The following is a 21,815-nucleotide window of genomic DNA, read 5'->3' on the forward strand; positions in this document are numbered from 1 at the left end:
AGGATGACGTTTATGACAACTTTTTGGGCAGCTGTTTTTGTATTTGGGATATTAATATTTTTCCATGAACTGGGTCATTTTGCCGTGGCCAAAGCAGTGGGCATAAAAGTATATGAGTTTAGCCTGGGTTTTGGGCCGAAGTTATTCGGGGTTTCGCGGAGTGGAACAATATACAACCTGCGCTTGCTGCCGCTGGGCGGCTTTGTGCGTATGGCCGGTATGGATCCCGAGGAAAAGGACATCGAGCCCGGCAAGGGATTTGGTGATAAAACTGTTGCCCAGCGGATGGCCGTAATCGCGGCCGGCCCTTTAATGAATTTTCTTCTGGCGGTATTATTGCTGGCATTGATCTTCATGTTTCTGGGCTACCCGGTGCCCAACACAACAATAGCGGAGATAATTCCCGGGGACCCGGCCGACAAGGCGGGCCTGAAGCCCGGTGACGTAATTTACTCCATAGAAGGGGAAAAAATTGATTCCTGGAACGATATCACCTCGGCAATAAACAACCGGCCCGGTGAACGGATAACCATGGTGGTGATGAGGGATGGAAACAAATTAACGGTAGACGTGGTGCCCAAGGTTGGAGAAGGCGGCCGGGGGATGATTGGTTTTTACCCGGGCAGGGATTTAAAACAATTGAACCCCGTTGCCGCGCTGGCAGGTGGTGCGGAGTCGACGTTCAGGGTAACGGTATTAATCCTGGATTTCATCGGCAGAATGATCGAGGGCCAGGCCCCAGCCGATCTTGGCGGGCCGGTCAGGGTAATTTGGGAAATCGACCAGGCGGCCCAAAAAGGGATTTTTTACCTGCTGCAACTGGCGGCCTTTTTGAGTATCAACCTTGGGTTGTTTAACTTGCTCCCCATTCCCGCTTTGGACGGTAGCAGGATTATGTTTCTCGGCTTTGAAGGTTTGCGCGGGCGTCCCGTAGATCCGGCCAAGGAAAATTTCATTCACCTGGTTGGTTTTGGATTTCTTTTGCTGATGATAGTAGTAATAACGTATAATGACATTATTCAACTCTTTATTCAAAATCCCGGGGGGCCTTGACGGTGGGGACAACCAGGCTCAACGACATCATCAACCCGGAGGTTTAATCCAAATGAAGCGCAGAAAAAGCAGGCCGGTGCAACTGGGCGGGGTAACAGTGGGTGGGGACGCCCCCGTTTCCGTGCAGTCCATGACCAATACCGACACTCGCGACGCCGCCGCGACCATAGCGCAAATCCGTCGGCTTGTTCAGGCCGGTTGCGAAATTGTCAGGGTTGCCGTACCCGACCGGGAAGCCGCCCGGGCGCTGTCTGAAATCAAGAAAAACATAACCATTCCGCTTGTGGCCGATATCCACTTCGATTATCGGCTGGCCCTTGCGGCCATCGAAGCGGGGGTGGACGGGCTGCGCATCAACCCGGGCAACATTGGCGGCAGGGATAAGGTGGCGGAGGTTGTCAAGGCGGCCGGGCGAAAAAAGATTCCGATTCGTATCGGCGTCAATGCCGGATCGTTGGAAAAGGACCTGGCGGGAGACGGGGAAATAACCCCGGAAGCCATGGTGGAGAGTGCGCTGAGACACATAGCTATTCTGGAGGACCTGAATTTTTTCGACATTAAAATATCGCTTAAAGCTTCGGACGTGCCGTTAATGATCAACGCCTACCGCTTGCTTGCCGGTAAAGTGGACTACCCCCTGCATGTCGGCGTGACAGAGGCGGGAACGGTGCTCCGGGGCAGCATTAAATCGGCCGTGGGGATCGGAATCCTGTTATGGGAAGGCATCGGGGACACCATCCGGGTTTCCCTTACGGGCGACCCCATTCAGGAAGTGCGGGCGGCTTATGAAATATTAAGGGCTTTGGGGTTAAGACGTCGCGGGGTGGAAATAATCTCCTGCCCTACTTGCGGCAGGACGCAAATTGATTTGATTAACATCGCATGCGCGGTGGAAGACCGGCTGGCCGGGCTGGATATGCCGCTCCGGGTTGCGGTGATGGGTTGCGTCGTAAATGGCCCGGGTGAGGCCAGGCATGCCGATGTCGGTATCGCCGGCGGCAAGGGAGAGGGCCTGATTTTCCGAAAGGGCCGGGTGATCAGGAAAGTTCCTGAAGCATTGCTGGTGGAAGAGCTGGTCAAGGAAATAGACGATCTTGTTAATGGGAGGAATCGGGATGAGGGTTTCTAATCTGTTAATGCCGACCCTGCGGGAGTTGCCCGCGGAAGCGGAGGTGGTGAGCCACCAATTGCTACTGCGCGCGGGTTTTATTCGCAAAGCGGCGGCCGGCGTCTACACACTGCTGCCCCTGGCCTGGCGAGTGATTCGTAAAATCGAGCAAATTATCAGGGAAGAGATGGACAGGCAGGGCGGGCAGGAACTGATGATGCCCATTATCCAACCCGCGGAACTTTGGCATGAATCGGGACGCTGGGACGTGTACGGCCCTGAATTATTCAGACTCAAGGACAGGCACGGCAGGGACTTTTGCCTGGGCCCCACCCACGAGGAAATTATTACGGCCTTAATCCGGGGTGAGATTAATTCCTATAAGCAACTGCCCCTGCTGTTGTACCAAATTCAAAACAAGTACCGCGATGAGCGCCGGCCTCGTTTCGGCCTGCTGCGCGGCAGGGAGTTTATTATGAAGGATTTGTATTCCTTCGACCGGGACGAGGCGGGTTTGGACATCAGCTATAATAAGATGTTTGAAGCGTATACCAATGTTTTTCGTCGGTGCGGGTTGCGCTTCAGGCCCGTGGTGGCGGATTCCGGGGCCATCGGAGGAAGCGATACTCATGAGTTTGCGGTACTGGCTGAATCGGGCGAGGCCACGATTTTATATTGCGAAAACGATGAGTGCGGTTACGCTGCCAACGAGGAGCGGGCCGAGGCGGTTGCTTCCACTTCAACCGGCAATATGGCACCCCTGGAAATGAAAAAAATAAGCACGCCGGACTGTCGCACCATTGAGGAAGTTGCATTGTTTTTAAAGCTTCCGCCCGAGAAAATGATTAAAACCATGATTTACTCCACCGAAAAGGAAACTGTGGCTGCAATGGTAAGGGGCGACCGGGAAATTAACGAAGTCAAGCTTTATAACGCCCTGGGTTGTATCAGGTTGGACCTGGCGGATGAAGAGACGGTTTTAAGGGTAACCGGTGCCCCGGCTGGATTTGCCGGTCCGGTCAATTTGAAGGGTGTCAAACTGGTAGCGGACCGCGAGGTTATGACGCTGGCAAATGCTGTATGCGGTGCCAACGAAAACGATTACCACCTGGTCAACGTTAATCCCGGCAGGGACTTTAAACCGGACATAATTGCAGATATCCGCCTGGTCAAGGCCGGCGAACCATGCCCTGTGTGTGGCGCAGGCCTGCACGAGGCCAAAGGGATCGAAGTGGGTCAAATCTTTAAACTGGGCGACAAGTACAGCAAGGCCCTGGGGGCCACTTTTTTAGATGAAAATGGTAAAGCCAGGCCGTTTATCATGGGTTGTTACGGTATCGGTGTGACCAGAACCATGGCCGCCGCCGTTGAACAAAATCACGACGAGCGGGGCATTAAGTGGCCCGTACAAATCGCGCCTTACCACGTTATCGTGGTTCCGGTGAGCACCAAGGATAAAGACCAGGTTAACGCCGCCGAGGAAATTTACCAAAATCTCGTCACCGGCGGGGTGGAAACGGTAATTGACGACAGGCCGGAACGGGCCGGGGTCAAATTCAAGGATGCGGACCTGGTAGGTTACCCCATCCGCATCACCGTTGGAGCAAAAGGTTTGGCGGAGGGTAAAGTGGAATTATATTCGCGGCTTGAGGAACAAACAATGATGGTGCCGCTGGGTGATGTGGTTAATGCCGTTAAATCTAAATTGCGGGAACTGGCCGCTGGTTAAATTGACCCGTAACTTCCGGTTTCGTAATGCGGTATATGAAATACTCCCAAAACCACCGGGGTAAAACCGGCCGGTGGACAACCGGCATATGTTCGGCGAAAGACGGGTGAGTCTAGCGGTTCTAGCGGTTCTTTGTTGTCTTGACAAAGATCATTCATGTTTATATAATTTTACCTGTTGAATAGCAGGAGGGGTAATTCATGCCCTTTTTGGATGTTGAACGTTTAAAGAAGGTCAAAGGGGAGCGGAAACGGGTTTCCTTTGACAGCGATCTGTCCCCGATACCCGTGGACGGCAATGAAATAAATTTACTTAAACCGGCGCATTTTGACCTGACGCTAACCAACGTGGGCAACGCCATCACGGTGGAAGGCAGTTTTACGGTCGACCTGGAAGTGCAGTGCGGCCGGTGCCTGGGGAACTTTGTCCTATCTCTGAGTCCGGATTTTTCGGAAACCTATTACGACCGGTCTCAGCCGGTGCCCGGTCCCTTAAGGGAGGACTGGATTTCCTTTTCCGGCGATACAATAGATATTACGCCGGAGGTGGAAAACGCCATTATACTCAATTTACCCATGCGCTTTGTTTGTTCGGAACAATGCCGTGGTTTATGTCCCGTATGCGGAACCGACCTGAACAAGAAACAATGCGACTGCGTTCAGGAGAATATTGATCTACGCATGGCCAAACTCAAGGAACTACTGAAATAAGGGGGTGGAGACATGGGAGTACCCAAGAGGAAAAGATCCAAACAACGTAACCGGCAGCGCAGGGCGCAACAAAAAATTGAAGCCCCCAAGCTGGTGGAATGCCCGCAATGTCATGAGCTGATAGTGCCGCACCGGGCTTGCGCGGAGTGCGGGTACTATAAGGGAAGGAAAGCAGTTGCAGTTAAATAAAGGAAGGATTGTTAAAAATAAGCTCGAAAAAGAGCTTATTTTTTTATGTCACGGGCAGTTGCTTTTTGCTCCCAGCTGAGGTATACTCTGCATTAGTACCTGGTACTAATAATAATCAGGTATGCTCAAACAGGTGTTTAACATGAGTAAGAACGGTCAGGCAAAACTGGAAAGACACAGGCTTTTAAGCAGGTACCTGCAGGGTAATCCTTTTTTAACCGACGAGGACCTGGCCCATATACTGGGGGTGAGTATTCAGACCATCAGGCTGGACAGGGCGGATTTAAACATCCCCGAGATGCGGGAGCGGGTGAAAAAAATGGCCCGGGGGGTTTACCGCCATTTGCGGGCCATAACGGGCAAGGAAATCGTGGGTGAGCTGGTGGAACTCGAGGTGGGCCGGGAAGGGTTGTCCATACTCAACGTCACTGAAGAGATGACTCTCCAGAAGACGCGGGTGCTGGACGGGCGGTACCTGTTCGCTCAGGCCAACTCGCTGGCCCTGGCTCTCATCGACACCGATGTGGCCCTTACCGGTACCGCCAAGGTAAGCTTTAAAAGGCCGGTGTTCAAAGGGGAAAAAGTACTGGCCAGGGCGATTATCACCAGGAAAAAAGGTAATAAATATATGGTAAGGATTTCATCTTATGTTAAGGACGAACTGGTTTTCCAGGGAAAATTCCTGGTTTTTGACCTGTCCGAGGAGGTACGACGACTTGAAAATAGCCCTTGATGCCATGGGTGGCGATTACGCGCCCCGGGAAATCGTAAGGGGCGCCTGGGAAGCATGCCGGGAAACCGGCCAGAAAGTAATCCTGGTGGGCAACCAGGATATCTTGCGGCAGGAACTTGAGCTGTTGGAACCGTGCGCCGGACTGGAAATCGTCCACGCTCCCGAATTTATCGCCATGGAGGAAGCCCCGGCAACGGCGGTGCGCCGCAAAAGAAACGCGTCGGTGGTGATCGCCGCGGAACTGGTGCGCAGCGGCGATGCTGCCGCCATGGTTTCCGCCGGGAGCACCGGCGCCACCATGGCGGCGGCGCTTTTGCGTTGGGGACGCATCCCCGGCATCGATCGCCCGGCCATTGCGGGGGTACTGCCCACCGAACGGGGTGTAACCATATTGCTTGACGTGGGAGCCAATGTTGATTGCAAGCCCAAGCATCTCCTGCAGTTTGCAGTCATGGGTTCCCTTTACGCGCGGAATGTTTTGGGAGTGGAAAATCCCCGGGTGGGCCTGGTCAACGTGGGGGAGGAAAGCACCAAGGGCAACGAACTGACCCAGGAAACATACCCGCTGTTGCGCGAATCCGGTTTGAACTTCTACGGCAACATCGAGGGCAGGGATGTTTTTCAAGGCACCGTTGATGTGGCGGTTTGCGACGGGTTTGTGGGCAACGTGGTGCTGAAAACCGGCGAAGGCCTGGCGACGGTATTAATGAAAATGATTAAAAACGAACTGCAACAGAGCGGGCTGTCTAAAATCGGGGCCGTGCTGGCCCTGCCCGCGTTGAAGAATCTCAAAAAAAGGCTGGATTATTCCGAGTACGGCGGTGCGCCGCTCCTGGGGGTCAACGGGGTGGCCATAGTGTGCCACGGCAGTTCCCGGGCCCTGGCCATTAAAAACGCCATTAACCGGGCCAGGGAGTCGGTTGAAACCGGACTTGTCGGTTCCATTGGCGCCAGCCTGAACAATCCAGTTGGAGAGGTCGAGTTTGTCAATGAAATGTGATCAACCCCGAGCGGGTATTGTGGGGCTGGGGACTTACGTGCCCGAGCGAGTGCTTACCAATGAAGAACTGCAACAAATGGTGGATACCAGCGATGAGTGGATTCGTGCCCGCACGGGGATCCGTGAGAGGCGGGTGGCCTCTCCGGATGAGGCCGCTTCCGACCTGGCGCTGGTTGCGTGTCAAAGGGCGCTGGAAGATGCCGGTATCGGGCCGGATGAGATCGATCTGATCATTGCGGCCACCAACACACCCGATATGCTTTTCCCGGCCACCGCGTGCCTGTTGCAGGACAGGATCGGGGCTGCCGGCGCCGGAGCTTTTGACCTGCTGGCGGGTTGTACCGGCTTTATCTACGGGGTCGCCGTGGGAGCACAGTTTATCACCGCCGGTGCGGCGCGGACGGTGCTGGTGGTCGGGGCGGAGGCGCTGACAAGGATCATCAACTGGCAGGACCGTAACACCTGCGTACTTTTCGGCGACGGTGCGGGAGCGGTTGTGCTGCGCGAGGTGCCAGGCGACCGGGGTATTCTTTCCACCGTGCTGGGTGCGGATGGCAGCGGTGCCCGCCACCTGTATATGCCGGCCGGTGGTTCCAGGCTGCCGGCTTCCGCTGAAACAGTGGCTAAAGGTTTGCATTATGTGCATATGAACGGCCGGGAAGTATTTAAATTTGCTGTGCGGGCCATGGAGGACGGCGCCCGGGAAGTGCTGCGCCGGGCCGGGCTGACCGGGGCGGACGTGGATTTTCTGATCCCGCACCAGGCCAACATCCGCATCATTGAACACGCCGCGAAGAAGATGAATTTACCCATGGACCGGGTGGCCGTCAATGTCGACCGGTACGGCAACACTTCCACGGCATCGATTCCGCTGGCACTGGAGGAATCTGTAAAGAAAGGCAAGATCAAAGACGGGGACAACGTCGTGATGGTTGGTTTCGGCGCCGGCCTCACCTGGGCTGGCTTGTTAATCAGATGGTATGATTACAAAAAATAATCGACTCAAGGAGGGTAAGGCCATTAAAACTCGTATTTGCGACTTGCTGGGCATAAAATACCCCGTGCTTCAGGGCGGCATGGCCTGGGTCTCCACCGCTGAACTGGCGGCCGCTGTGAGCGAGGGGGGTGGGCTGGGCATTATCGGATCGGGCCAGGCCCCGCCCCAGTGGTTGCGGGAACAGGTAAAAAAGGCCAAGGAACTGACAGATAAACCTTTCGGGGTTAACGTGATGCTGCTTTCCCCCCACGTTGAAGAGATCGTGCAACTGCTGGCTGAGGAAAAGGTTTCCGTGGTCACCACCGGGGCGGGCAACCCGGGCAAGTATCTCGGGCTCTTGCACGGAGCCGGGATCAAGGTTATCCCCGTGGTTTCCTCGGTGGCGCTGGCCAAACGACTGGCCCGCTCGGGGGTTGACGCCATTATCGCCGAGGGTATGGAATCGGGGGGGCATATCGGGGAGTTGACCACCATGGCCCTGGTTCCCCAGATAGTTGACGCCGTGGATATACCGGTCATCGCCGCCGGGGGCATTTTCGACGGGCGGGGAATGGCCGCGGCGCTGATGCTGGGGGCCGAGGGTGTGCAAATGGGCACCCGGTTCATGTGTGCCAAGGAATGCACCATCCATGAACGGGTCAAGGAAATGGTGATCAGGGCCAAAGACCGGGACACGGTAGTTACCGGGCGGCCCACCGGTCATCCCGTCAGGGTGCTCAAGAATAAACTGGCCAGGCAGTTCCTGGAGTTGGAAGAACGCTGCGCCGGGAGCGAGGAATTTGAGAAGCTGGGCGTGGGGCGGCTGAGGCTGGCCATGCAGGAAGGGGACGTGGAAATGGGCTCGGTCATGGCCGGGCAAGTGTCATCCATGGTGAGCCGGGTCCAGCCCGCCCGGGAAATCATCCTGGAAGTGGTAACCGGGGCGGAACAAATCATCAAGGGTTTTTGCGACAGGGTGGTGAATGGTTAAATGCCGGTATTTATGTTTCCCGGGCAGGGGTCGCAGTTTGTGGGGATGGGTAAACCTTTATACGAAAAATACGACTTTATCCGGGAAATATTTGAAATTGCCGACCGGGAGCTGGATTTGCCGCTAACGGAATTAATTTTTAACGGCCCCGCGGAAGAGCTGCAGAAAACCGCCAACGCCCAGCCGGCCATATTGACCGTCAGCGTGGCCATGTACGAACTGCTCAAGCGGCGGGGGTTCCGGCCCGCGGCCGTGGCCGGGCACAGCCTGGGGGAATACTCCGCGCTGGTGGCCGCGGGCGCTCTCGAGTTTGGCGATGCGGTGCGACTGGTGCGCCTGCGCGGGCAGTACATGCAGGAGGCCGTGCCCCTGGGGCGGGGCGGGATGATGGCCGTGCTGGGACTGGCCGCGGATCAGGTGATGGAGGGCTGCCGCCGGGCGGCGGGGGCCGGGATTGTGGAGGCCGCCAATTTCAACTGTCCCGGGCAGGTGGTGGTGGCCGGCGAAAACCGGGCGTTGGAACGGGCGCAGGTCATTTTCAAGGAAATGGGGGCGAAGCGCTGCATACCATTGCAGGTCAGCGCGCCGTTCCATTGCAGCATGATGGAGCCCGCCGGCGCAAAGCTGGCCCGGGAACTGGCCGGGGTGGAGATCAGGGACCCGCGGGTTCCCGTGGTGGCCAACGTCAACGCGGAATACGCGAGCACCGCCGGTGAAGTCCGGGAAGCCCTGGTGCGCCAGGTTTCCAGCCCCGTGCTGTGGGAGCAGAGCGTGCGCCGGCTCCTGGCCGGTGGCCACGATGTGTTTGTGGAAGTGGGCCCGGGGCAGGTGCTGACCGGTTTGGTTAAAAAAATTAGCAGGGACGCGCGCACCGCCGCCTTTGGCGACGCGGTGGAGCCGGAAAAAATAATTGCCCTGCTGAAGGAGGTCGTGTAAAATGGACCTTGGTGGTAGAGTGGCCGTGGTCACGGGGGCTTCCCGGGGCATTGGCCGGGCCATCGCCCTGGAACTGGCACGGCGCGGCGCTGTGGTAGTGGTAAACTATGCCGGCAACGCGGCCGCGGCCGAAAAAACGGCTTCCGCCATCCGCGAGGCCGGCGGCGGGGCGCTGGTGATTAAAGCGGACGTTGCCGACCAGGAGCAGGTAAATCAAATGATGAAACAGGTTCTGGACGAGTACGGGCGGGTGGACATCCTGGTCAACAACGCCGGTATTACCAGGGACAACCTGCTGCCGCGCCTGCGCGAGGAGGATTGGGACGCGGTAATTAACGTCAACCTCAAAGGGGCCTACAACTGCGCCCGGGCGGTGATGCGACCCATGCTCAAGGCCAGGTGGGGCAGAATCATCAACATCAGCTCGGTGGTTGGTTTAACCGGTAATGCGGGCCAGGCCAACTACGCCGCGGCCAAGGCGGGCCTGCTGGGTTTCACCAGGTCTCTGGCCCGGGAGCTGGGCTCCCGTAATATCACGGTTAATGCCGTGGCGCCGGGTTATATCACCACCGACATGACCGCAGGACTTTCGGAAGAAAACAAGGCCCGGATGCTGCAAAACGTGCCCCTGGGCAGGTTCGGCGCTCCGGAAGAAGTGGCCGCCGCCGTGGCTTTCCTGGCCGGTGAGACGGCCGGGTATATCACCGGCCAGCTCATCGTGGTGGACGGCGGCATGACCATGCAGTAATGGTCGCCGGTGACCGGGCGTCAAGCGGCAACGAACCCGTCATAGCCCCAAAGCCATGACCTCTTGGGGCGTGAAGAAGTAGTTGGGCAGTAAGTTGTAAGCGTTAACTACAAGTATCACCAGCCTCAAGAGTAAAATTGCGAAACGAACGATTGATGCCGCCGGAACGCCAGATACAAGTACCGGTTTTTGCAGCGAAATTAATATTGTTATTGTATAAATTTACGGAAGGGGGGTGAAATAGTGGCGTCGGTTTTTGAGCGGGTCAAGCAAATCATTGTGGAGCAGCTGGGTGTGGAAGAGGAAGAAGTTACTATGGAGGCCTCTTTTGTCGACGACCTGGGCGCTGATTCCCTGGACATCGTGGAACTGGTGATGGCGCTGGAGGAAGAGTTTGAGATCCAGATTCCCGATGAGGATGCGGAGAAAATCCGCAAGGTGGGAGAGGCAGTTAAATATATCGAGGAGCATAAAGCTTAATTTGAAAATAATTAAAAAGCCCCGCCGGATCATGACCGGTGGGCTTTTTTGAAATAATATTATTTGCACCTGGGAGGTGCGGTTTTGACCAAAAGAGCAGTTGTAACCGGTATCGGCGTCGTCACCCCGGTGGGGAACAGCCTGGAGGAATTCTGGAACAACCTTGCGGGCGGCGTCAGCGGGGTGGGGCCGATCACCCGTTTTGATACGGAAGGATATGACAGTAAAATAGCGGCGGAAGTTAAAAATTTCAACCCCACGGATTTTATCGACCGCAAAGAAGCCCGGCGCATGGACCGCTTTACCCATTACGCGCTGGCGGCCACCGCCATGGCGGTGGAACATGCCGGGCTGAACATGGATAAAATCAACCGCGACCGGGCGGCAGTGATTCTGGGTTCCGGCGTGGGCGGGCTGGAAACACTGGAAGACCAGCACCGGGTGTTGATGCAGCGCGGGCCGGGCCGGATCAGCCCGTTTTTCATCCCCATGATGATCTCCAACATGGGCGCGGGCCAGGTGGCCATCAGGTACGGGCTGCGCGGGTGCAATGTTACGACCACCAGCGCCTGTGCTTCCAGCAATAACGCCATCGGCGACGCGTTCAAGCTGATTCAGTACGGGCAGGCGGATATAGTGATCAGCGGTGGGTCCGAGGCGCCAATTACGCCGCTGGCGGTGGCCGGTTTTTGTTCCATGAAGGCCCTTTCCACCCGTAACCACGAACCCTCGCTGGCCAGCCGGCCTTTTGATTCCGGGCGGGACGGCTTTGTCATTGGTGAGGGCGCGGTGATTCTGGTGCTGGAGGAGATGGAACACGCCCTGGCCCGGGGGGCGGAAATACTGGCCGAAATTACGGGATACGGGGCTTCCTGCGACGCCTACCACATCACGGCACCTGACCCGGAGGGCGCCGGGGCGGCTCTGGCCATGCGGATGGCCCTGGCGGACAGCGGCATCGCTCCTGAAGCCGTGGATTATATCAACGCCCACGGCACGTCCACGCCCCTGGGCGACAAGCTGGAAACCCTGGCCATCAAGGAAGTATTCGGGGATCATGCCCACCGGCTGGCGGTCAGTTCCACCAAGTCCATGACCGGGCATTTGCTGGGGGCGGCCGGCGGCCTCGAAGCGGCGGTTTGTGTGCTGGTTATCAGCAGAGGGTTTATCCCGCCGACGATCAACCTCACCGCGCCCGACCCGGAATGCGACCTGGATTACGTGCCCAACACCGGGCGCAAGGCTGATGTAAAGGTGGCCTTATCCAATTCATTCGGTTTCGGTGGGCATAACGCCACACTGGTGTTTGAGAGATTCACTCCCGAAAGGAAAGGCTGATATGGACCGGAACGATACGGAATTGCAGGAATTACAGAAACGCTTGAATTATGCCTGGCGTGACCCCGGGTTGTTGCGCCGGGCTCTTATCCACAGTTCCTACACGTACGAAAACAGGGAACAGGGTGAACACAACAACGAGCGTCTTGAATATCTCGGCGACGCCGTGTTGGAATTGATCGTCAGCGACTACTTTTACCGCGCTTTTCCCGATAAATCGGAAGGGGAACTGACCAAAATGCGGGCCCTGACGGTTTGTGAGCCCTCCCTGGCCGCGGTGGCGCGGCGCCTGGAACTGGGGCGGTACATGCTGATGGGCCGCGGGGAAGAGCGTTCCGGCGGCAGGGACAGGCCCTCCATCCTGGCGGACGCCTTTGAGGCCCTGCTGGGCGCTGTCTACCTGGACGCCGGGCTGGAGGAGGCCCGCAGGGTGGCGCTGCGGGAGCTGGCGGATATTATCGAAGAGGTTAGAACCGGCCACGCGATGCGCGATTACAAGACCGAGTTGCAGGAGTTGCTGCAGCGCAAAGCCGCTGATCCCATCCGCTACTCCATTATCGACGAACAGGGGCCCGACCATGATAAAACATTCACCGCCGTGGTGGAATACCGGGGTAAAAGAATGGGGTCGGGCCGCGGTAAATCCAAAAAGGAAGCCGAGCAGCAGGCGGCTAAAATGGCTCTGGAAAATTATCCGGACCGCCACTGAACTGGAGGTAAACTATGGGTTTTTTCAGCAAGTTAAAGGAAAGCCTCAATAAAACCAGGAAGAATTTTGTGGAGAAAATTGAAACGATCGTCACCGGCCGTAAAGCCATTGACGAGAGCCTGTATGAGGAACTGGAAGAAACGCTTATTCAGGCCGACGTGGGCATTGATACCGCGGTTGAGTTGATTGAACACCTCCGGGACGAGGTGAAAAAGCGCCGGGTCAGCGACCCGGGCGAACTGGTGCCGCTGCTGAAGGAACAAATGCAGTCGATTCTGGGAGAAGAAGAAACTTCCCTGAACGTCAATGGCGATAGACCGGCTGTGGTGATGGTGGTTGGTGTCAACGGGGTGGGTAAAACCACGACCATCGGCAAGCTGGCCCATTTCTTCAAGGAAGATGGAAGAAGCGTGCTGCTGGGCGCGGCTGATACGTTCCGGGCGGCCGCCATCGACCAGCTGGAAATCTGGGGCAACCGGGTGGGCGTGCCCGTGATCAGGCATTCCGAGGGTTCCGATCCCGCCGCCGTTGCCTACGACTCGCTTCAGGCCGCCCGGGCCAGGAAAATTGACGTGGTGATCATCGACACTGCGGGCAGGCTGCATACCAAGAGCAACTTGATGGATGAACTGAAAAAGGTTCGCCGGGTACTGGACAGGGAAATGCCGGGAGCCCCGCACGAGGTGTTGCTGGTGGTGGACGCCACCACCGGGCAGAACGCCATCAGCCAGGCCCGGTTGTTCAAGGAAGCGGTGGGGGTTACCGGGGTTGCCCTGACCAAGCTGGACGGCACAGCCAAAGGAGGCGTTGTGCTGGCCGTCAAAAAGAGCCTCGACATCCCCATCAAACTGATCGGAATTGGAGAGGGAATTGACGACCTGCGCCCCTTTAACGCAAGGGAATTCGTGGACGCGCTGTTTGAGAGGGACACCAAATCCACGGAACAGGCAAGCTGATCACCCTCAATACACAATACCAACCACCAACGACCAACCACCAACGACCAAACTGGCGGGCTTAAATTGCCCGCTTTTGGCATTTCTGAAAGGAATAATTGGAAACGGGGCGAATAGTAGGTTAAGTTGAACGTTATGCTAATAACAAAAGAGGATGGAGGTAAGCGATGAGCGTAAAAATTGCCATCATTGGGGGCACCGGTGTATACGACCCCAATATTCTTACGGAAATTACGGAAGAGAAACTTGAAACGCCCTTTGGCCGGGCCAGGGTAAAAATCGGCAGCTACCACGGGAAACGGGTGGCTTTCATGGCCAGGCACGGTGAAGACCATTCCGTGCCGCCGCACCTGGTCAATTACCGGGCCAATATTTACGCCCTGGGGATGCTGGGAGTGAAAAATATTTTCGCCACCGCTGCGGTGGGTTCCCTGAACCAGGATATGAAACCCAAGGATTTTGTTTTTGTGGACCAGTTTTTGGACTTTACCAAGTCCAGGCCGCAAACATTCGTTGAACAGGGGGTTGTGCACCTGGACATGACCGATCCCTACTGTCCCCGGCTGCGGCAGGTGCTGCGGGAGGCCGCTGAAAAGCATGGCCTGCCCCACCATATCGCCGGCACCTACGTCTGCACCGAGGGGCCGCGGTTCGAAACGCCGGCGGAAATTCGCATGTTTCGCCAGCTGGGTGGGGACCTGGTGGGCATGACCAGCGTGCCCGAGGTGGTGCTGGCCAGGGAAGCCAAAATTTGTTACGCCACCATTGCCATGGTGACCAATTTTGCTGCGGGAATTTCCGCCACCAGGCTGTCCCACCAAGAGGTCGTCGATATTATGGATGAAAACGTGCATAATTTAAGGAAACTGGTGATGGCGGCCATTGAAAGCGTCGACGAGGACGCGGTTTGTGGTGCCGGGTGTTGAAAGGTTGAAAGTTGATATAACACTCCCGAAAGGAATGTTTCTTTATGGATACAATGCGCTGGGTTGACGGGCGCCTGGAGATCCTGGACCAGACGCTGCTGCCCGAAAAAACGGAATATATCAGGTGCGACCGCTATGAAACCGTTTGTGAGGCGATACGCCGGTTGAGCGTGCGGGGGGCGCCGGCCATCGGTGCCGCGGCGGCTTACGGCCTGGCTCTCGGCGCCTCGGCAATCGATGTTGCCGGCAGGGAACAATTTATTCGGGCCGTGGAGAAAATTGCGCGCGATCTCGCGGCCACCAGGCCGACGGCTGTTAATTTGCAGTGGGCCGTGGACAGGCTGCTCGGGGTGATGAAGAACACCGCCGGGGGGGTCGATGTGCTCAAGGAGGTGCTGCTTGAAGAGGCCCATGCCATTTACCGGGAGGACCTGGAAAGCAACAGGAGGATGGGCGAATTCGGCCAGGTGCTGGTGCCGCAAAAGGCCTCCGTTTTGACCCACTGCAACGCCGGCGCGCTGGCCACGGCGGGCCTGGGCACCGCCCTGGGGGTGATCCGGGCGGCCCACAGGGCAGGCAAACAGGTGGAGGTTTACGCCGGCGAGACCAGGCCGCTGCTGCAGGGCGCGCGCCTGACAACCTGGGAGATGCTGCAGGAAAACATTCCGGTCACCCTGATTACGGACAACATGGCCGGTTACCTGATGGCCCGGGGTAAGGTGGACCTGGTTATTGTGGGCGCGGACCGCATCGCCGCCAACGGCGATACGGCCAACAAGATCGGTACTTACGGTGTGGCGGTGCTGGCCGGGGAGCACGGGATACCGTTTTACGTGGCCGCCCCCATGTCCACCGTCGATTTTAACGTGGCTTCCGGAGAGGATATACCAATTGAGAACCGGGATGAACGGGAAATTACCCATTTCGCCGGCGTCAGGGTGGCCCCGCCGGGGGTCAAGATCTGGAACCCGGCTTTCGATGTTACCCCGGCCAGGTTGATCACGGCCATTATCACCGACCGGGGGGTGGCCTACCCGCCGTATACGGAGTCGCTGGCGGGCCTGGCCGCAAAATAGTGCTGGTGAGGTGATTATTCTTGTCCGAATACATAGTACGCGATATCGACCTGCACCCGGAGGGAAGGCTGAAGATTGACTGGGTGCGTGCCCACATGCCCGTGCTTAACGTGCTGCGGGAGGAATTTGAAAGGGAACAGCCCTTCCGGGGTATTCGGGTGGCCATGAGCATTCACCTGGAGGCCAAAACGGCTTACCTGGCCGAGGTGCTCAAGTCCGGCGGGGCCGACGTGGCCATCACCGGGTCCAACCCCCTGTCCACCCAGGACGATGTCGCCGCGGCCCTGGCCCGGGAGGGGATAAAGGTTTACGCCTGGTACGACGCCACCAGCGAAGAGTACTTCGAGCACCTGCACCGGGTGCTCCAAAACCGTCCCCATGTGGTCATCGACGACGGCGGGGACCTGGTGCACCTGTTGCACACCGAACTGCATGATTTAGCCGGGGATGTGCTGGGCGGCGCCGAAGAAACCACCACCGGGGTGTTGAGGTTGAGGGCCCTGGAACGGGCGGGCAAATTACTTTTCCCCATGATAGCGGTCAACGATGCCCGCTGCAAGCATTTGTTCGACAACCGTTACGGCACGGGGGAATCCACCTGGTCGGGGATTATGCGCACCACCAACCTCGTGGTGGCCGGCAAAAACGTGGTGGTGATGGGGTACGGCTGGTGCGGCAAGGGCGTGGCCATGCGCGCCAGGGGGCTGGGCGCCAGTGTAATTGTTTGTGAAGTCGACCCGGTTAAAGCTATCGAGGCCCACATGGATGGATTCCGGGTCATGCACAGTGAGGACGCGGCTGCGGTGGGCGATATTTTCGTTACCGTAACCGGCTGCCGGGACTTGTTGCACGCGCGGCACTTCAGGCGGATGAAGGACGGCGCCATTATGGCCAACGCCGGTCATTTCGACGTGGAAATCAATATTCCGGAACTGGAGCAGGTCTCGGTATCCCGCCGGGTGGTGCGCAGGAACATCGAGGAGTTTTTACTCCCCGACGGGCGGCGGCTGTACCTCCTGGCCGAGGGCAGGCTGGTGAACCTGGCGGCGGGAGACGGTCACCCGGCGGAAATCATGGATATGTCTTTTGCCCTGCAGGCCTTGTCGGCTTTGTACATTGCCAGGCACGGCAAGGAACTGGAGAAGAAGGTCTATAACGTGTCGCCGGAAATCGACAGCCGCGTGGCGGAGCTCAAGCTGAAGTCCCTGGGCATCAACATCGATGTGCTGTCGGAGGAACAATTCAGATACATCAATGAATGGCGGCACGATTAAAATATTAAACGGGGGATCGGGAACAACATGTCGGTGGCAGTGGAAAAAACCAAGGAACAGGTGCTGAAAATGGGTTCGAAAATGGCCTGCGCCGGGCTGGTTACGGGCACCTGGGGCAATATTTCCGCGCGGGTGCCCGGCGAAAACCTGTATGTGATCACCCCCAGCGGTATTCCTTACGATGTGTGCAGGATAATGGATTTGGTGGTGGTGGACGGCGGGGGGCGGGTGATTGACGGGGAACGAAGGCCATCCACGGAATTAAAGATGCACCTGGCCATATATAACGCCCGGGCGGATGTGGGGGCGATTATGCACACCCATAGCGATTATGCAGGCGCCCTGGCGGTGGCTGGAAAACCGCTGCCGCCCATCCTGGAGGACATGGTACAGCTTGTGGGCGGCGAGGTTCCCGTGGCCCGGTACGCCCGGGCCGGCACAGCCAACCTGGCCGTCGCGGTGGTGGAGGCGCTGGGCGACAGCAACGCGGTGCTGCTGGCCAACCACGGGCTGGTCGGCCTGGGGCGCACGGTGGAAGAGGCGTTTCAGGTATGCATGGTGGTGGAAAAATCCGCCCGGGTTTATACGTGGGCGTCATTGCTGGGGCGGGTCAATATCATCCCACCGGATGAGGTTGCGGCGCTCAGGGATGCGTTTCTGACTTCATACGGTCAGCCCAAAAAAGACGCTGAACACCGGGCGCCGGGCATCGGAAAAATATAAAGGTGATTTAACTGCAAAAACACCACAGCGGCAGGCGATCCGGCGGATTTCTGGAGTGAGTGGAGCACTGGATGCGGTCCCTAGCCCGTCATATCCCAAGAGTCATGACCCCTTAGGGCGTGAAGAAGTAGTTAGGCAGTGAGTTACAAGCGTTAACTACAAGCTTTACTGTCCTCAAGAGTAAAATTGTGAAACGAGCGAAAGAAACCGCCGGAGCGCCAGATACAAGTACCGGTTTTTGCAGCGAAATCAAAGGTAATAAGGGAAAATGCCAGCCTTAATCAAGCTTGACCGGCGAGATTAGGGTGGGTTTTTTTGAAAGGGTTTATTTAAAAATTTGAATAATACAGTTATTACAGTTAGGAAAGGCCTGACCCCTAGAGGAGGTTTGGAGATGGCGAATTTATTGATTAAATGTATGGCCGTGCTCACCATGGACGGCAAGGGGGATATCATCCGCAATGGAGAAATAGCGGTTGAGGGGAGCCGGATTTTTCACGTGGGGCCGGCAGGCTCGACGCCGGAAGGTTTTTCTCCAGACCGGGTGCTGGATTATCCCCGGATGGTTGCCATGCCCGGGCTGGTTAACTGCCACACTCACGCTGCTATGACTTTACTCAGGGGGTATGCCGACGACATGCCCCTGATGCAGTGGTTGAAGGAAAAAATCTGGCCTCTGGAAGAACACCTGACACCCGGTGATATCTACCGGGGCACGCTGCTGTCCTGCGCCGAGATGATCCGCGGCGGCACCACCACCTTTGCCGACATGTATTTTGAAATGGACCAGGTGGCCCGGGCGGTGGATGAATCCGGCATGCGGGCGGTGCTGAGCCGGGGGATGATCGGCTTTGGACCCAACGCCGAATCGGCCATGCGGGAAAGCCGGGAATTTGTGCGGCGCTGGCACGGCGGCGCCGGCGGCAGGATTACGGCGCAGTTTGGCCCGCATGCTCCCTACACCTGCCCGCCGGAATATTTGAAACGCGTGATGGCGGCGGCGGAAGAGCTGGGTGTGGGCATCCACATTCACCTGGCCGAAACTGCCGACGAAATCAAGCAAATCAAAGAACAGTATGGGAAATCCCCCGTTGTCCTGATGGAGGAAACCGGGTTATTTGAATTGCCCGTGCTGGCGGCCCACTGTGTGCACCTGGACGACCGGGACATTGAAATTCTCGCGCGGCGCCGTGTAGGCATCGCTCACAATCCCCAGAGCAACATGAAACTGGCCAGCGGGGTGGCGCCGGTGACCCGGCTGCTGGAAGCGGGGGCGATCGTGGGCCTGGGCACCGACGGCGCGGCCAGCAACAACAACCTGGACCTGCTGGAGGAAATGCGGGCCGCGGCGCTGCTGCAAAAGGTATCCATCGGCGACGCCGCCGCCCTGCCCGCCTACGAGGCCCTGCGTATGGCCACCGTCGAAGGGGCGCGGGTCTTGGGGCTCGGGGACAAGGTGGGGCGCATCAAGCCGGGTATGCAGGCCGATATCATCCTGCTGGACACGCGCAGGCCGCACCTGTACCCGGTGTTTGATCTTTACGCCCACGTGGCGTACGCCGCGTCGTCGGCGGACGTGCACACGGTAATCATCGACGGCAGGGTGGTCATGGAAGACCGCCGCATCCTGACGCTGGATGAAGACGCCGTGCTGGAGGAAGCCCAGAGTGCTGCGGAAGGTCTGGTAAGTAGAAGGGAGGCTGTGAAAAATGGCTAAACAGGTGGCTATTTTGATCGAGGAGATGTATAACGAGTACGAATTTATTTATCCTTATTACCGCATGATCGAGGCGGGCTGCGAGGTGACGGTGGTTGGCACCGGCAGGAAGAAAAGCTATCCCAGCAAGGTGGGGCTGCCCGCGGAAGAAACGATATCCGCGGTTAACGCGGACCCGGCCCGGTTCGACGCGGTGATCATCCCCGGCGGGTTCGCGCCGGATTTCATGCGCCGCGACCCGGCCATGGTCAACCTGGTGCGTGAAGTTTACAACCGGGGCGGGGTGGTGGCGGCCATCTGTCACGGCGGCTGGATGCTGGCCTCGGCGGGGATCGTTAAAGGCAAGCAGGTAACCTCGTTTTTTGCCATCAAGGACGATTTAATCAACGCCGGCGCCGAATACCTCGACCGGGAAGTGGTTGTGGACGGAAACCTTGTCACCTCCCGCATGCCCGGCGATTTGCCGGCCTTCTGCAAGGCCGTCCTGGAAAAAATGGGGCTAGTTTAACCAGTAAATTAAAGCCCCCGGCATGGCGGGTATGGCCAACGGGGGCTTTTCCGGCCTCCTACCATATCATCATCCATTTTCCATGATACTTTTTGAAACCCCATAACCCGTGCAGGTAACCTTCATTTTCGCAATCGGTAATCTTAACTTTGCAATAGACCACTGCAGAATCAGGGGTTTGGGCGATCAGCCTGCTTTCAACGTATTCCGTGGCGCCCCAACTGGTAGGTGTGGTAACGGCTTGAAACAGGTTTTCGGCGAAAGAGTCCAAACCTACGGGGTGGATGTATCCCGCATAAATGGCGCGTATTTGATCCAAATTCTTTGGTAATTGATGAATATCCGTATTAAAATATCCCTTAAGTATTTCTGCCATTTCATTTTCAGCGGCGGCTGACGTTTGAACCGGGGGCGTGGAAAAGACAGCCATTGCGTTGGCCTTTTCTACCCAGATCGCCCGGCAGCCAGGGATTTCCGGGATTAACTGGACGGGAATATAAGTAATACCGTCCCGGACAAACGGGGCGGCGTCCAGTTTTCGCTTAACCCCGTCGACACTTGCCCGGGGTGAAGCCACGCTTAAATGGATGATTACGCCGTCTTTGCTGAGAATAATTGCCCGGCTGTTCGGGTCCCAATCCACGTGAATGCCCAGCTTTTCCGCCACTGCCCGGAGGGGGACAAAACCGTGACCGTTTTTCAAGATCATTTTTACCTGCCCGGTAACGTTTTCACCGTCGATGAATAGTTCCGGTGTCTCCAGGCAGCTATCCGGGTTGCCCGTACTTGCTTCGTACCTGGATGCCGGGGCCGTCCCGGGAGAAACCATGGCTAGACAGGTAATGCAAAGTATAATAACGATTAATGCATTTTTCATATAAATTAGACACCTCTTGAAATCACAATACGTTAGGGCTTACTAATTACATGGGAATATTTTACAACATTTACAATAAATAATCAATTACCCGTAAGAAATAAGGACCCTGCGCGAGCGGGAGGAAGATGTGACCATGCGGTTGAACGCCCGCGAGCGGGACCGGTACAATAAGGCGGTGTACATGCGCTGGCGCCGGGCCAACGAGCGTTTCGGCCGGTTCATGGAACGGCTGGGCATGGTGGGCAGGATAGAGTCGGTTCCACCCGGGGAGGATGACCGCAATCCCTCGTACCGCTGGGAACTGCACGTGTCCACCCGGATCGGGCACCGTCCCGAGCGTATCAGCCCGGAAACGGGCAGGATGGTGGGCGAGGGTATTTCCGGCGGCGAGCGGGCCGCCACATCCCTGCTTTTCGCCCTGGCCCTGCTGGGCGATATTGAACAAAAGCCGCCTTTTTACGTGCTGGATGAGTTCGACAGCGCCCTGGACGAGGGTGTCACCTGAATAATAAGAGAATATTAATTATTGAATTGCACGCATTTTCGTTTTACACTTAATTAAGTGGAGGTGTAAAAGTTGGATTACCAAAATATAACACTTTCCATTACCAAGGAAATATTAAAAAAAATAAAGCATATTGCAATTGAAAGAAATACTTCTGTATCCGGCTTATTGGCCAGCCACTTGGAACAAATTGTCGCCAGGGAAGACAAGTATAAAACAGCACGGTCTCGTCAAGATAACCTTTGCATAAAGTAACAATTCTTTGTATCGCACGCTTTTGCGTTCCCGCAGGTGTTTTACTTTTAGCCAGGCGTTAATTCAGGACTCCTTTAAAAAATCCGTACTCTTCAACAATTGGCCGTTTTGGACCGCTGACCTCAACTGGTCCGCACATCCCTTGTCTCCCGGTGCTTCACACAACTCTTCCAGCTCTTCCGCCGTTACGTCCCGCATGTCTCCGGCATCAAAAGTCCTTAATTTTTCAGCGGCTGTTCTTCTCAGATCTTCCGCTCCGGCGGAGCGCAATTCTTCAGCCCTGGGCATAAACTAC

At 56.9% G+C, this 21,815-nt stretch carries 25 protein-coding genes; 23 read left to right on the top strand and 2 right to left on the bottom strand.

The window, feature by feature from the left end:
- The first annotated feature begins 12 nt into the window (after window positions 1-12).
- The 21 genes from rseP to IT084_RS11425 all read left to right on the top strand — a co-directional run bounded on the left by rseP (window position 13) and on the right by IT084_RS11425 (window position 19,880).
- A complete protein-coding gene (gene rseP, locus IT084_RS11325; protein ID WP_195712980.1) occupies window positions 13-1,053 on the top strand; it encodes an RIP metalloprotease RseP in 1,041 nt (346 codons plus the stop codon).
- Window positions 1,054-1,105: 52 nt separating this feature from the next.
- Window positions 1,106-2,182, top strand: a complete 1,077-nt coding sequence (gene ispG, locus IT084_RS11330) for a flavodoxin-dependent (E)-4-hydroxy-3-methylbut-2-enyl-diphosphate synthase (protein WP_195712981.1) — start codon at window positions 1,106-1,108, stop codon at window positions 2,180-2,182.
- Window positions 2,169-3,890: a proline--tRNA ligase gene (locus IT084_RS11335; protein WP_195712982.1), complete on the top strand. Its 1,722-nt coding sequence runs from the start codon at window positions 2,169-2,171 to the stop codon at window positions 3,888-3,890. Before ispG ends, IT084_RS11335 begins: the two co-directional genes overlap by 14 nt.
- A 200-nt stretch (window positions 3,891-4,090) precedes the next feature.
- Window positions 4,091-4,600, top strand: a complete 510-nt coding sequence (locus tag IT084_RS11340) for a DUF177 domain-containing protein (protein ID WP_195712983.1) — start codon at window positions 4,091-4,093, stop codon at window positions 4,598-4,600.
- A 12-nt stretch (window positions 4,601-4,612) separates the two neighbouring features.
- Window positions 4,613-4,789, top strand: a complete 177-nt coding sequence (rpmF, locus tag IT084_RS11345) for a 50S ribosomal protein L32 (RefSeq protein WP_195712984.1) — start codon at window positions 4,613-4,615, stop codon at window positions 4,787-4,789.
- A gap of 142 nt (window positions 4,790-4,931) precedes the next feature.
- On the top strand, window positions 4,932-5,522 hold the full coding sequence (fapR, locus tag IT084_RS11350) for a transcription factor FapR (RefSeq protein WP_195712985.1): 591 nt from the start codon (window positions 4,932-4,934) through the stop codon (window positions 5,520-5,522).
- The gene (gene plsX, locus IT084_RS11355; protein ID WP_195712986.1) at window positions 5,506-6,522 is read left to right on the top strand and encodes a phosphate acyltransferase PlsX; all 1,017 of its coding nucleotides are present in this window, start codon (window positions 5,506-5,508) and stop codon (window positions 6,520-6,522) included. Before fapR ends, plsX begins: the two co-directional genes overlap by 17 nt.
- The gene (locus tag IT084_RS11360) at window positions 6,512-7,519 is read left to right on the top strand and encodes a beta-ketoacyl-ACP synthase III (protein WP_195712987.1); all 1,008 of its coding nucleotides are present in this window, start codon (window positions 6,512-6,514) and stop codon (window positions 7,517-7,519) included. Before plsX ends, IT084_RS11360 begins: the two co-directional genes overlap by 11 nt.
- Complete coding sequence (gene fabK / locus IT084_RS11365; protein WP_195712988.1) at window positions 7,503-8,489, top strand: enoyl-[acyl-carrier-protein] reductase FabK; 987 nt, start codon at window positions 7,503-7,505, stop codon at window positions 8,487-8,489. Before IT084_RS11360 ends, fabK begins: the two co-directional genes overlap by 17 nt.
- Window positions 8,490-9,425, top strand: coding sequence for an ACP S-malonyltransferase (fabD, locus tag IT084_RS11370; RefSeq protein WP_195712989.1), 936 nt, complete (start codon window positions 8,490-8,492; stop codon window positions 9,423-9,425).
- A 1-nt stretch (window position 9,426) separates the two neighbouring features.
- Entirely contained in the window at window positions 9,427-10,173 is a 747-nt protein-coding gene (gene fabG / locus IT084_RS11375; protein WP_195712990.1) for a 3-oxoacyl-ACP reductase FabG, read from the top strand.
- 243 nt (window positions 10,174-10,416) lie between these two features.
- Window positions 10,417-10,653, top strand: a complete 237-nt coding sequence (locus IT084_RS11380) for an acyl carrier protein (RefSeq protein WP_195712991.1) — start codon at window positions 10,417-10,419, stop codon at window positions 10,651-10,653.
- A gap of 84 nt (window positions 10,654-10,737) precedes the next feature.
- Window positions 10,738-11,991, top strand: coding sequence for a beta-ketoacyl-ACP synthase II (fabF, locus tag IT084_RS11385; protein ID WP_195712992.1), 1,254 nt, complete (start codon window positions 10,738-10,740; stop codon window positions 11,989-11,991).
- Window position 11,992: 1 nt separating this feature from the next.
- Complete coding sequence (gene rnc / locus IT084_RS11390) at window positions 11,993-12,700, top strand: ribonuclease III (protein ID WP_195712993.1); 708 nt, start codon at window positions 11,993-11,995, stop codon at window positions 12,698-12,700.
- 14 nt (window positions 12,701-12,714) lie between these two features.
- Window positions 12,715-13,656 carry a signal recognition particle-docking protein FtsY gene (gene ftsY / locus IT084_RS11395; protein WP_195712994.1) on the top strand — a complete coding sequence of 314 codons (942 nt, stop codon included), beginning with the start codon at window positions 12,715-12,717 and terminating at the stop codon, window positions 13,654-13,656.
- Window positions 13,657-13,823: 167 nt separating this feature from the next.
- A complete protein-coding gene (gene mtnP / locus IT084_RS11400; protein ID WP_195712995.1) occupies window positions 13,824-14,582 on the top strand; it encodes an S-methyl-5'-thioadenosine phosphorylase in 759 nt (252 codons plus the stop codon).
- Window positions 14,583-14,626: 44 nt separating this feature from the next.
- Window positions 14,627-15,658, top strand: a complete 1,032-nt coding sequence (mtnA, locus tag IT084_RS11405; protein ID WP_195712996.1) for an S-methyl-5-thioribose-1-phosphate isomerase — start codon at window positions 14,627-14,629, stop codon at window positions 15,656-15,658.
- A gap of 20 nt (window positions 15,659-15,678) precedes the next feature.
- The gene (locus IT084_RS11410) at window positions 15,679-16,932 is read left to right on the top strand and encodes an adenosylhomocysteinase (protein ID WP_195712997.1); all 1,254 of its coding nucleotides are present in this window, start codon (window positions 15,679-15,681) and stop codon (window positions 16,930-16,932) included.
- Window positions 16,933-16,959: 27 nt separating this feature from the next.
- A complete protein-coding gene (locus IT084_RS11415; protein ID WP_195712998.1) occupies window positions 16,960-17,655 on the top strand; it encodes a class II aldolase/adducin family protein in 696 nt (231 codons plus the stop codon).
- A gap of 394 nt (window positions 17,656-18,049) precedes the next feature.
- Window positions 18,050-19,372, top strand: a complete 1,323-nt coding sequence (locus IT084_RS11420) for an amidohydrolase (protein WP_195712999.1) — start codon at window positions 18,050-18,052, stop codon at window positions 19,370-19,372.
- Complete coding sequence (locus IT084_RS11425; protein ID WP_195713000.1) at window positions 19,365-19,880, top strand: type 1 glutamine amidotransferase domain-containing protein; 516 nt, start codon at window positions 19,365-19,367, stop codon at window positions 19,878-19,880. Before IT084_RS11420 ends, IT084_RS11425 begins: the two co-directional genes overlap by 8 nt.
- 58 nt (window positions 19,881-19,938) lie before the next feature.
- Here the strand turns inward: IT084_RS11425 and IT084_RS11430 are convergent, their stop codons facing one another.
- Window positions 19,939-20,757 (bottom strand): copper amine oxidase N-terminal domain-containing protein, encoded by an 819-nt coding sequence (locus IT084_RS11430; RefSeq protein ID WP_195713001.1) that lies wholly within the window; start codon window positions 20,755-20,757, stop codon window positions 19,939-19,941.
- Window positions 20,758-20,887: 130 nt separating this feature from the next.
- Between IT084_RS11430 and IT084_RS11435 the strand changes: the two genes are divergently transcribed.
- Window positions 20,888-21,265 carry a hypothetical protein gene (locus IT084_RS11435; protein WP_195713002.1) on the top strand — a complete coding sequence of 126 codons (378 nt, stop codon included), beginning with the start codon at window positions 20,888-20,890 and terminating at the stop codon, window positions 21,263-21,265.
- A gap of 72 nt (window positions 21,266-21,337) precedes the next feature.
- Window positions 21,338-21,520, top strand: a complete 183-nt coding sequence (locus IT084_RS11440; RefSeq protein ID WP_243276922.1) for a DUF6364 family protein — start codon at window positions 21,338-21,340, stop codon at window positions 21,518-21,520.
- A gap of 63 nt (window positions 21,521-21,583) precedes the next feature.
- Here IT084_RS11440 and IT084_RS11445 read toward each other — a convergent pair whose 3' ends face one another.
- Window positions 21,584-21,808, bottom strand: coding sequence for a hypothetical protein (locus tag IT084_RS11445; RefSeq protein ID WP_195713003.1), 225 nt, complete (start codon window positions 21,806-21,808; stop codon window positions 21,584-21,586).
- Window positions 21,809-21,815: the final 7 nt, after the last annotated feature.

The sequence above is a fragment of the Desulfallas sp. Bu1-1 genome, assembly GCF_015594625.1.
Lineage (GTDB): Bacteria > Bacillota > Desulfotomaculia > Desulfotomaculales > Desulfallaceae > JADNRQ01.

What these genes read in the sequence shown, in the direction of transcription:
- IT084_RS11360 (WP_195712987.1), top strand. Translation starts at nt 6,512, where the DNA reads ATGAAATGTGATCAACCCCGAGCGGGTATTGTGGGGCTGGGGACTTAC.
- rpmF (WP_195712984.1), top strand. Translation starts at nt 4,613, where the DNA reads ATGGGAGTACCCAAGAGGAAAAGATCCAAACAACGTAACCGGCAGCGC.
- ispG (WP_195712981.1), top strand. Translation starts at nt 1,106, where the DNA reads ATGAAGCGCAGAAAAAGCAGGCCGGTGCAACTGGGCGGGGTAACAGTG.
- IT084_RS11335 (WP_195712982.1), top strand. Translation starts at nt 2,169, where the DNA reads ATGAGGGTTTCTAATCTGTTAATGCCGACCCTGCGGGAGTTGCCCGCG.
- mtnA (WP_195712996.1), top strand. Translation starts at nt 14,627, where the DNA reads ATGGATACAATGCGCTGGGTTGACGGGCGCCTGGAGATCCTGGACCAG.
- fapR (WP_195712985.1), top strand. Translation starts at nt 4,932, where the DNA reads ATGAGTAAGAACGGTCAGGCAAAACTGGAAAGACACAGGCTTTTAAGC.
- IT084_RS11340 (WP_195712983.1), top strand. Translation starts at nt 4,091, where the DNA reads ATGCCCTTTTTGGATGTTGAACGTTTAAAGAAGGTCAAAGGGGAGCGG.
- ftsY (WP_195712994.1), top strand. Translation starts at nt 12,715, where the DNA reads ATGGGTTTTTTCAGCAAGTTAAAGGAAAGCCTCAATAAAACCAGGAAG.
- rseP (WP_195712980.1), top strand. Translation starts at nt 13, where the DNA reads ATGACAACTTTTTGGGCAGCTGTTTTTGTATTTGGGATATTAATATTT.
- mtnP (WP_195712995.1), top strand. Translation starts at nt 13,824, where the DNA reads ATGAGCGTAAAAATTGCCATCATTGGGGGCACCGGTGTATACGACCCC.
- IT084_RS11445 (WP_195713003.1), bottom strand. Translation starts at nt 21,808, where the DNA reads ATGCCCAGGGCTGAAGAATTGCGCTCCGCCGGAGCGGAAGATCTGAGA.
- fabK (WP_195712988.1), top strand. Translation starts at nt 7,503, where the DNA reads ATGATTACAAAAAATAATCGACTCAAGGAGGGTAAGGCCATTAAAACT.
- IT084_RS11415 (WP_195712998.1), top strand. Translation starts at nt 16,960, where the DNA reads ATGTCGGTGGCAGTGGAAAAAACCAAGGAACAGGTGCTGAAAATGGGT.
- fabG (WP_195712990.1), top strand. Translation starts at nt 9,427, where the DNA reads ATGGACCTTGGTGGTAGAGTGGCCGTGGTCACGGGGGCTTCCCGGGGC.
- IT084_RS11430 (WP_195713001.1), bottom strand. Translation starts at nt 20,757, where the DNA reads ATGAAAAATGCATTAATCGTTATTATACTTTGCATTACCTGTCTAGCC.
- IT084_RS11425 (WP_195713000.1), top strand. Translation starts at nt 19,365, where the DNA reads ATGGCTAAACAGGTGGCTATTTTGATCGAGGAGATGTATAACGAGTAC.
- rnc (WP_195712993.1), top strand. Translation starts at nt 11,993, where the DNA reads ATGGACCGGAACGATACGGAATTGCAGGAATTACAGAAACGCTTGAAT.
- fabD (WP_195712989.1), top strand. Translation starts at nt 8,490, where the DNA reads ATGCCGGTATTTATGTTTCCCGGGCAGGGGTCGCAGTTTGTGGGGATG.
- IT084_RS11420 (WP_195712999.1), top strand. Translation starts at nt 18,050, where the DNA reads ATGGCGAATTTATTGATTAAATGTATGGCCGTGCTCACCATGGACGGC.